Genomic DNA, 9,033 nt, shown 5'->3' with positions numbered 1-9,033 from the left:
TCTCGATGCTGCATGAGGGCGACTATTTCCTCAACGGCAAGCTCTATGATGCCAATGGCAGCGAGGTGAAGGTCGAGGGACCGGGCCACCATTGACGCTGGAGAAAAGTGCCGCCCCTGGCCGCACGCGGGTCGGGGGCGGGGGCGGCCCCTTCAAGACGGCGCAGAAGCGCTTCCGGCATGCTCGTCCAGCACCGTGGCGATCACCTTCCTGGCTGACAGCTCGGTCGGCAGCGTACTGCCATGACCGCAGCAGATGAGCAGGGCCTTCCACAGGGCCCAGCCGCGGGCACGGGCCCAGATCGCCTCGTCAAATCCCGCCGCCGACAGTCTTGCCTTGAAAGCCGCACGGCTTTCGCCCCGCAGGAAGGTCCAGGCGATCACCAGGTCGCAGGCAGGATCGCCGACCGCGCTGCTGCCGAAATCGATCACGGCGCTCAGCCGTCCCTTGCGCAGCAGCAGGTTGCCGACGGCGATATCGCCATGCACCCAGACGGGCGGCGATTGCCATTGCGCCGCCAGTGCCGCCTCCCAGACCTGGCCCGCCGCAGCGGCATCGATCTCGCCCGCAAGTCGATCGAGGCAACGCCGCGTCTCGGCGTCGTAGACTGAGAGCGCCCCACCGCGATGAAAATTATCCGCCCCGGCGGCTGGCCCCTCGGCGGGCGCGCGCTGCAGGGCCAGCAGGAACTGCGCAAGATCGGCCGCAAATCCGACGGGATCGGTGAGTTGCTCGAACACCACCGGCTTGCCCTCGATCCAGCGCTGGACCGACCAGGGATAGGGATAGCCTTCCGCCGGGCGGCCGAGGGCAAGCGGGGCTGGGATCGGCAAGGGCAGATGCGGGGCCAGCGCGGGCAGAAAGCGCCATTCCTTCTCGACCTGCGGCACATAGGAGGCGGCGGTCGGCAGACGCACCTTCTTGTCCTCGCCGAGGCGGAAGGTGGAGTTGTCCCAGCCATTGCGCTCGACCGGCCGGACCGGCTGATCGGCCCAATCGGGAAACTGGCTGTCGACCAGGCGGCGCACCAGCCCGACCTCGATCGTCAAGCGGCCAGTCATGCAGCATCCTCCCATTCGAGCCGATTGCCGGCCCCAACCGTCAAGCGGCCCGCGCCGGCCCCACCAGGAAGCGGATCGCCAGGAAGGACAGTCCGCCGAGCCCGCCCAGCAGGGCCGTCACCGCCAGGGACAGGCCGGCGCCGATGGTGGTCAGCGCGAAGGCGAAGGCAAAGGGCGCCATCGCGGCCACGATCAGGCGGGCGGCCATCACCTTGCCCTGCAGCGTGCCATACCCTTCGCTGCCGAACAAAGCCAGCGGCAGGGTACCGATCACGATGCTGAACAGCCCGTTGCCCAGGCCGAACACCACCGCAAACACCATCGCGCCCGTGGTGGAGGGCGCCGTGAGGGCGAGCAGGGCCACGGAGGCCGGCATCAGCGTCGCCGCGATCAGCGCGAGGGCGATCGGCGGCAGATTGCGCCCGAACACCATGTTGACCAGGCGGCTGAGCACCTGGGACGGGCCGAACAGCGTGCCGACCACCGCCGCCGACGTTCCGAGCCCGAGGCCGGACAGCAGCGGGATCATGTGGACCAGGATGGCCGCAACCACCAGCGACAAGGCGGCAAAGCCGACGAGCATCAGCCGAAAGCCTGCCTTGCGCTGGGCGGGCGCGAGCAGGCCCGCCACCGCCGACTGCTGCCCGATGGCCGCACCACCCTGCTTCGACAACCCAAGCGAGAGCCAGACATACAGGGGAAAACAGACCGCCAGATTGAGCCCGGCGAAGACGAGATAGACGTCCTGCCAGCTCATGCGCTCATGCAAAGCGGTGGTAACAGGCCAGAACACAGTGGAGGCAAAGCCCGCGATCAAGGTGAGATAGGTGATGCTGCGCTGGGCAGCCCGCGGGCGGATCTGCACCAGCAAGGCGAAGGCAGCGCCGTAGAGCACCAGGTTGGAGGCTGTCTCCATCGCGATCAGCGCCGCCACGAAGGCCACGCCGCCCGGCGCCAGCGCACAGGCAGCCAATGATGCCGAAGCAGCCAGGGAACCGACCGCCATCACGCGGCCCGCTCCGATCGCATCGATCAGCCGACCGACCCAGGGCGCCGTGGCACCGCCGATCAGCAGCGCGGCCGAGAGCGCGCCGAACACCCATTCGGTGGTCCAGCCCAGGCCCTTCGCCATATCGGCGGCCAGGATGCTGAAACTGTAATAGAGCGTGCCATAGCCGATGATCTGGGTGACGCCCAGGGCGATGATGGCCGCGACGGGCGAGCGTTCCGCATGCATGTCTGGATCAGTCGCAATCAGGTCCGACGATAGGTCACGACTTCATCATCTTCCTTGACGAAGTGCTCGACCGGCCGGTCGAGCAGGTCGAGCACCGCCTCGGAAGGACGGCACAGGCGCGTACCATGTGCCGTCTCGACGATGGGCCGGTTGATCAGGATCGGATGCGCCAGCATGAAGTCGATGATCTGCTCGTCGCTCCATTTCGGGTCACCCAGGCCGAGCTCGGCATAGGGCGTGCCCTTCTCGCGCAACAAGTCGCGCGGCTGCATCGCCATGGCGGCCAGCAGTGCGACGAGCTTGTCCCGTGAGGGTGGGGCGTCGAGATACTCGACGACCACCGGCTCCTCGCCCGACTGGCGGATCATGGCGAGGGTGTTGCGCGAAGTGCCGCAGGCCGGATTGTGATAGATAGTGACACTCATCGCGGGGGCTTTCGATCGGAACCACGGAGCTGGCGCCAACGCTGCTCCGACAAAACACCCATCGCATGAGGGCGGCCAGCGGCTCAAGGCCCCTGCCCTGCGCCAAGGTGCCGCCGGAAGAAGTCGAGGAGCTCGGCGTTGAAGCCTCGATGGAAGGCAATCGATCGAAGCCTGCCCCATCCGCGCAGATCTCCGCCTCGCCGAAATCGGCGGCGGCCTTGGCAGACTCGGCGCTGCAGGGCGCCAGGAAGGCGAAATGCCCGGCTTTGGCGGCGGCATGCATCTCCGGCAGGGTGGCAAGATTGCGTGCCACCGTCTCGACATCCTTCGGCACCACGCCGTCGCCACCGAACTCGGAAGCCCATAGTTGCACCGGAATGCCGACCGGCACCAGGCCTGCGGGCGGGAGGAGCGCTACAATGCCTTCTTGCCGAAGCGCTGCTCGAGGAAGCGGGTGATGATCTCCACCACCAGTTCATGATCGGCCTGCTGGGGCAGGCCCGATATGGTGATGGCGCCGACCAGGCCGGTGCCCTCAACGATGATCGGAAAACTGCCGCCATGCGCGGCATATTCCTTGGGGTCGACCATGAAGCGATCGTGGAAGGAGGGGCCGCCCGGCAGCGTCGACTGGCCCATATAGAAGGAGGAATGACCGAACCGGTAGACCACCGCCGATTTGCGGGCGATCCATTGGTCATTGTCGAGCGAAGTGCCGGCCAGGGCAGCATGGAAGAGCTGCTGGCGGTTGCGCGTAACATTGATCGCCACCGGCAAGGCGCGTTCGCGGGCAATGCCAAGCGCCAGCGTGCCCAGATCAATGGCAATCTCGTTGTCGAAGGCTGGAAAGGTGAGCACCGCCTCCTGGCGCAGCAACTCGCTCAGCGTGATCTCGTTGGGCATGTCGGCCTCCTTGCCCGACGATCATGCGGGCGCCCGCCAGCCCTGGCAAGCCGGCAAGCGGGCTCCCACACAGGCAAGGCCTGCACCAGCGCGCCGATCTCGCTCCGTCACCGGATGGAATGGAGGCCACCCCGCCGGGAGCCATCGGCGTTCCTATTTGCGGAAGCTCGCCTCGCCCGCATCCGACACCTGCACCCAGCGCTTGTCCGGCGCTGCGCCGGCGACATAGGCATCGTTCCAGTTCCACCATTTATAGGGCGGCGTCTGCGGATAGCCTTCGGGCGAATCCTCCCAGGCCTCCTGGCGGCCGAGCGGCGTGATGTCGAGATAGTTCCAGGTGCCGCCCATCTGCTCGTCGCCGCGGCTGTTGACCAAATAGGTGCGGAAGATCCGCTCGCCGTCACGGTAGAACACATTGGTGCCGTGCCACTCGCCCACGCCGAAATCCCAGTCGAAATCGTCGAGCACGGTGTACCATGGCATGGTCCAGCCCATGCGCTGCTTCAGCCTGGCGATATCGCCCTGCGGCGCCCGCGAGAGGAAGACAAGCGTGGTGTCGCGGGCATTGAGATGGGAAAGATGGGCGACCTGGTCGGCCACCATCGAGCAGCCTCGGCAGGCATGGTCGGGCCAGCCGAATACGCCCGGCTCGAAGAAGGCGCGATAGGCGATGAGTTGGCTGCGGCCCTCGAACAGCTCGGCGAGACTTGCGCGCGCCTGCGGCCCCTCGAAGACATAGGCCTTCTCCACCGCCATCCAGGGCATGCGCCGGCGCTGGGCCGCCAGGGCATCGCGGGCGCGGGTGTGGGCCTTTTCCATCGCCAGCAGCCGCTCATGGGCCGCCTGCCATTCCTGCGGCGACACCACCGGCGGGGTGTGCATGCCCGTGGCTCCGTTCTGTCCATTTCCGGCTGGAGTGGTCATCGCAAATCTCCTCATCCGAGCGCCCACCGTACCGCATGCTTCAAGCGCATCGGCACGCGCCGCCCTTGGTTCTTTATCGGTGAGGAGAGAGTGCCACCGGGAGGCGGAGGGGTGGGAGTAACAAGTGTGGCGGCATTCGGAAGGAGCCCCGGTCGCAAGCGCAGACCCGAATTCCCGGCAACGGCTTGCATTGTTTCGGCCCGGTCAAGGACAGGCATGTTGTATCGATTTATCGCAGCTTGTCGTAGGAGGTTTTTTGGCTAGGGTAATCAACATAAAGCGCCCGGAAAGAGGAGCAATGTTCGTAAAAAAATAGAATACCAAGAGGAAAAGTTATGAAATTGGGTCCATCTATTCTTTCAAATTGCGCTGCGGCTTTGGGCGTCATCGCCCTTATAGGTTCAACCTCCCCTCTTGCGGCTCAGGAATCCGACAAGACCGTCGCGCTTCTTCAGCAGCTCCTGCGCTTCGACACATCCAACCCGCCGGGACGAACGCTGGAGGAAGTCACCTACCTCAAAAAGGTCTTCGACGATGCCGGCATCGAAAATGAAATCATCAAGACCCCCAAGGATGGGGTGGCTCACTTCATCGCGCGCCTGAAGGGCGATGGCAGCAAGAAGCCCGTGCTTCTGGCTGCGCATTCGGATGTGGTGCCGGTCGAACGGCACACCTGGAGCGTCGATCCGTTTGCCGGCGAAATCAAGGATGGCTACGTCCTGGGGCGGGGCGCCATGGACTTCAAGGGCGGACAGGCGGTGTTCGTCCAGGCGCTCCTCGATCTCAAGAAGAGCGGCGTCGCACTGTCGAGGGACGTGATCTTCCTGGCCGAAGCCGACGAAGAAGCCGGCGATTACGGCACCGACTGGCTGGCGAAAAATCACTGGGACAAGATCGATGCCGAATTCGTCTTGAACGAAGGCGGCTGGATCTTCCAGGACAAGCAAGGGGTCACCCGGCAGGTCAACATCACGACGCGTGACAAGATCTATGCAGGCCTCCGGCTCAAGGTGACGGGTACGCCCACCCACTCCTCGCGCCCGCAACCGGACAGCGCGGTCGGCAAACTGACCCGGGCCCTGGCGAAATTGTCGGTGTGGGACACCGAGCCCACCCTCACCGGCCAGACCAAGGCCTATTTCCAGGCCCTTGCCTCGAGCGCAACCGGGCAGATGAAGCGGGATCTCCAGACGCTGGCCTCGAGCAACGACCCTTCGGCGCTGAAGAAAGCCGGAAAACGCGTCTCCGCCACCGGCGATTATCCGCTGCTCTGGCATGCCCTGATGCGCAATACGGTGGCGACGACGATCATCAAGGCCGGGGTGAAGGAAAACGTCATTCCCGGCACGGCCGAAGCCTATGTGAATGTGCGCCTCGTGCCAGGCTCGACACCCTGGGACGTGCGAAGCCAGGTCGAGAAAGCCATCGCCGATCCGGATATCAAGATCAGCGTCGACTCCAGCCTTTCGGAAGACGATGCCAAGGCCTATTACAAGAAGCGCACGGAAGCCGAGGCATCCCCGACCGATACGCCCCTGTTCAAGGCTCTCGAAACGGCCGGCAAGAAGACCTGGCCCGAAGCCACCGTGGTTTCGGCCCTGTTCGAGGCCGGCACGGATGCTTCCGCCTGGCGGGACCGCGGCATACCGACCTATGGCATCTATCCCTACCCGCTGGACAATGAAACGCTGGAGCGCATGCACGGCAATGACGAGCGCATCGCCGTCAAATCCTTGAAGGAGGGTACGGCTTTCATCTACGACACGCTGGTCGGCGTGGCCGCGAAGTGATCGCCGGCCGGCCTTCTAGCAAGTGGGAAGGCCGGTTTGGAATGCGGCGCCGGGCCTCCGGTGCCGCGAGCTTCACTCTGTTGCCCGACCCATCATCCCGGTTAGCGTCCCGCTCTGCGTGAGAATGGCGTCGCCCATATAGGCAAGCGAGGTGAAGCTGCGCTCCGCCGCCTCCTTGTGACCGGTGCCACAGGCATCCTCGATGATGATGGGCACGAAGCCGAGATCGGCGCCGTGGCGGGCCGTCGGCTCGATGCCGATCTCGATGGCAACGCCCATGATGGCGAAGGCGGTGAGGCCGCAATCGCGCAGGATGGTGGCGAGCGGCGTGTCGGCAAAGGCCGAGAAGGTGATCTTGTCGAGGATAGCCTCGTCCTCCCGCGGCGCCACTTCCGGCGTGATCTCGAAGCCAGGGGAAGAGCGCAGGAACCAAGGCTTCACCGCCGCGGGATCCTCGGTGCGCTGCCAGGCCATGGCCTGGCGATATTGGAAGCGACCCATCAATTTGGGCGGCATCGACATGTGGCGCAGGAAGACGACGCGGTAGCCGCCGGCCCGCGCGGCCTGCAGCACGGCGGCATTGCGCGCGGTGATGGCGGCACCATCGGCGATCTGGCCGAGGATGCCCACCTGCATGTCATAGACGATGACGGCCATGCGGTCGGGCCGGCAGAGCTCCGCGAGAGAGCCATGGAGTTCGAGACCGAAGGGAGTCTTCATGGGGTTCGGCTCCTTGCGAGTGTGGCAGCCGGCCAGCGACGACCGGTGCCGTGACTGTCCCGCACCTTACGGCGGGCGCGCCCGCAAATCATCCCTCCCGCCCTTGCGAAAACGGGCGGGTCCTGCCCGCCCGTCCGCATCCCGGAAAATCGGCGAGCTTATTCGGCCGATTGTACTGCCTTGGCGTCATGCAGAACGCCATGTGTCTCCAACTCGTCCAGGAGCCCCTTCCACAGCGAGATGCACAGGCCGATCATCACCAGGAGGAAGGGAGCGGCGGCGATGATCGAGGCCGTCTGCAGGCCGGCGAGGCCGCCCATCACCAGGAGCACGCAGGCCGAGGCGCCGGCGAGCAGGCCCCAGAGCACCACGATGCCCGCCTGCGGATGCGGTGCGCCCCTGCTGGAAAGCATGCCCATCACCACCGAGGCGGCGTCCGCGCCGGAAACGAAGAAGATCGCCACCAGGAACATGGCGATGGTCGAGGTCACCGTCGCCATCGGATATTGGGCCAGCAGGGCGAACAGCGATACCGGCGCGCCCTGGTTCTTGACCGCCTCGACCAAGCCGCCGGCGCCCATCAGCTCCGAATGGAGGGCGGTTCCGCCCATGATGGTGAACCAGATGAAAGTAACGGCGCTGGGAATCAGCAAAACGCCGATCACGAATTCACGGATGGTGCGGCCGCGCGAGATGCGGGCGATGAACACGCCCACGAAGGGTGCCCAGGAGATCCACCAGGCCCAGTAGAAGATGGTCCAGTTGGCCAGCCACTTGCCGTCGCTGAAGGCGGCGGTGCGGAACGACATCGAAACGAGGTCGCTGAGATAATAGCCGAGCGATTCGATCAGCGTGTCGAAAATGAACACGGTGGGACCGAAGGCTGCCAGGAAGAGCAGCAGTACCACCGCGATCACCATATTCATGTTGCTGAGGAACTGGATGCCCTTGCCGACGCCGGACACCGCCGAGAGGATGAAGAGCACCGAGAGCACGGCGATGATGGTGAGGGCGATGGCGGCGGATTCGCCGGTGCCCCACAGATAGTTCATGCCGGAATTGATCTGCTGCGCGCCCAGGCCGAGCGAGGTCGCAGTACCGAACAGGGTGGCGATGATCGCCAGCACGTCGATGGTGCGGCCGATCGGCCCGTGCACCCTGTCGCCGATCAAAGGCTGGAAGGCGCTGGACATCAGCGTCGGCAGATCGCGGCGATAGCTGAAATAGGCGAGCGCCAGCCCGACGACGGCATAGATCGCCCAGGGATGCAGGGCCCAATGGAAATAGGCATATTGCATCGCCACGATCGCCGCTTCCTTCGACTGCGGCTGGGCGAGCCCATGCGGCGGCGCGCCGAAATGCGACACGGGCTCGGCCACGCCCCAGAACATCAGGCCGATGCCCATGCCGACGCTGAACATCATGCAGACCCAGGAGACCGTGGAGAATTCCGGCTTCTCGTCGTCATGGCCGAGCTTGATCCGGCCGAAACGGCTGAAGGCCAGAAAGCCCGCGAAGACCAGGAAGAACGCCGTCGAGACGACGAAGCTCCAGCCAAAGGCATGGATGATGCCGTTGAGCGTCGCCGTGGCGACACTTGTCAGGCTGGCGGGGAAGAGCGTTCCCCATAATACGAAGCCTACGACAATAATAAGCGCCGGCCAGAAGACACCGGAATCCGATCCACGAAGCATTGCGCGCGACAAAACGATCGTTCCTCCCCCGTTGAAGCGGGCGCTTCATCGTCTGCCAGCCGGGATTTCGACGTTCGCGAGTCCCAATAGCCACGCCCCTACGTCATAGTGCCGCGATATACCTTTGCAATCCGCCCTAGTACCGACCTTCGGGGTTCCGAATCCGACCCCGGATCGCAAAAGCCGACGGACATGCGCGGCAATGGGCGGAGGCGGGCGCGCATCGTCTAGAGCGTATCTTGTTTAAGTTGGTTCATAGCCCGCTGCCTGGAAGTAGTT

Annotated in this window: 8 protein-coding genes; 1 reads left to right on the top strand and 7 read right to left on the bottom strand. The window is 64.8% G+C overall.

What is annotated here, in order from left to right; genetic code table 11:
• Positions 1-152 precede the first annotated feature (152 nt).
• The 5 genes from QM672_RS32300 to QM672_RS32280 all read right to left on the bottom strand — a co-directional run bounded on the left by QM672_RS32300 (position 153) and on the right by QM672_RS32280 (position 4,550).
• Positions 153-1,061: an aminoglycoside phosphotransferase family protein gene (locus QM672_RS32300; protein ID WP_311942986.1), complete on the bottom strand. Its 909-nt coding sequence runs from the start codon at positions 1,059-1,061 to the stop codon at positions 153-155.
• Between the two features lie 40 nt (positions 1,062-1,101).
• The gene (gene arsK, locus QM672_RS32295; RefSeq protein ID WP_311942988.1) at positions 1,102-2,298 is read right to left on the bottom strand and encodes an arsenite efflux MFS transporter ArsK; all 1,197 of its coding nucleotides are present in this window, start codon (positions 2,296-2,298) and stop codon (positions 1,102-1,104) included.
• Between the two features lie 17 nt (positions 2,299-2,315).
• Positions 2,316-2,723 carry an arsenate reductase (glutaredoxin) gene (gene arsC / locus QM672_RS32290; RefSeq protein ID WP_311942990.1) on the bottom strand — a complete coding sequence of 136 codons (408 nt, stop codon included), beginning with the start codon at positions 2,721-2,723 and terminating at the stop codon, positions 2,316-2,318.
• Between the two features lie 414 nt (positions 2,724-3,137).
• Positions 3,138-3,626 carry a heme-degrading domain-containing protein gene (locus tag QM672_RS32285; RefSeq protein ID WP_311942992.1) on the bottom strand — a complete coding sequence of 163 codons (489 nt, stop codon included), beginning with the start codon at positions 3,624-3,626 and terminating at the stop codon, positions 3,138-3,140.
• Positions 3,627-3,779: 153 nt separating this feature from the next.
• Positions 3,780-4,550, bottom strand: coding sequence for a DUF899 domain-containing protein (locus tag QM672_RS32280; protein WP_415087357.1), 771 nt, complete (start codon positions 4,548-4,550; stop codon positions 3,780-3,782).
• Between the two features lie 335 nt (positions 4,551-4,885).
• On the opposite strand from QM672_RS32280, the gene QM672_RS32275 reads away from it, so the two are divergent.
• Entirely contained in the window at positions 4,886-6,340 is a 1,455-nt protein-coding gene (locus tag QM672_RS32275) for a M20/M25/M40 family metallo-hydrolase (protein ID WP_415087356.1), read from the top strand.
• A 72-nt stretch (positions 6,341-6,412) separates the two neighbouring features.
• Here QM672_RS32275 and QM672_RS32270 read toward each other — a convergent pair whose 3' ends face one another.
• The gene (locus QM672_RS32270; protein ID WP_415087355.1) at positions 6,413-7,060 is read right to left on the bottom strand and encodes a cysteine hydrolase; all 648 of its coding nucleotides are present in this window, start codon (positions 7,058-7,060) and stop codon (positions 6,413-6,415) included.
• Positions 7,061-7,218: 158 nt separating this feature from the next.
• Positions 7,219-8,754, bottom strand: coding sequence for a BCCT family transporter (locus tag QM672_RS32265; RefSeq protein ID WP_394315108.1), 1,536 nt, complete (start codon positions 8,752-8,754; stop codon positions 7,219-7,221).
• Positions 8,755-9,033 lie beyond the last annotated feature (279 nt).

The organism is Labrys sp. (in: a-proteobacteria) (assembly GCF_047605565.1).
Classification (GTDB): domain Bacteria; phylum Pseudomonadota; class Alphaproteobacteria; order Rhizobiales; family Labraceae; genus Labrys; species Labrys neptuniae.
This window is presented reverse-complemented; position numbering and strand designations above follow the sequence as displayed.

Coding starts and splice junctions, on each gene's coding strand:
- QM672_RS32300 (WP_311942986.1), bottom strand. CDS start 1,061: ATGACTGGCCGCTTGACGATCGAGGTCGGGCTGGTGCGCCGCCTGGTC.
- arsK (WP_311942988.1), bottom strand. CDS start 2,298: ATGCATGCGGAACGCTCGCCCGTCGCGGCCATCATCGCCCTGGGCGTC.
- arsC (WP_311942990.1), bottom strand. CDS start 2,723: ATGAGTGTCACTATCTATCACAATCCGGCCTGCGGCACTTCGCGCAAC.
- QM672_RS32285 (WP_311942992.1), bottom strand. CDS start 3,626: ATGCCCAACGAGATCACGCTGAGCGAGTTGCTGCGCCAGGAGGCGGTG.
- QM672_RS32280 (WP_415087357.1), bottom strand. CDS start 4,550: ATGACCACTCCAGCCGGAAATGGACAGAACGGAGCCACGGGCATGCAC.
- QM672_RS32275 (WP_415087356.1), top strand. CDS start 4,886: ATGAAATTGGGTCCATCTATTCTTTCAAATTGCGCTGCGGCTTTGGGC.
- QM672_RS32270 (WP_415087355.1), bottom strand. CDS start 7,060: ATGAAGACTCCCTTCGGTCTCGAACTCCATGGCTCTCTCGCGGAGCTC.
- QM672_RS32265 (WP_394315108.1), bottom strand. CDS start 8,754: ATGCTTCGTGGATCGGATTCCGGTGTCTTCTGGCCGGCGCTTATTATT.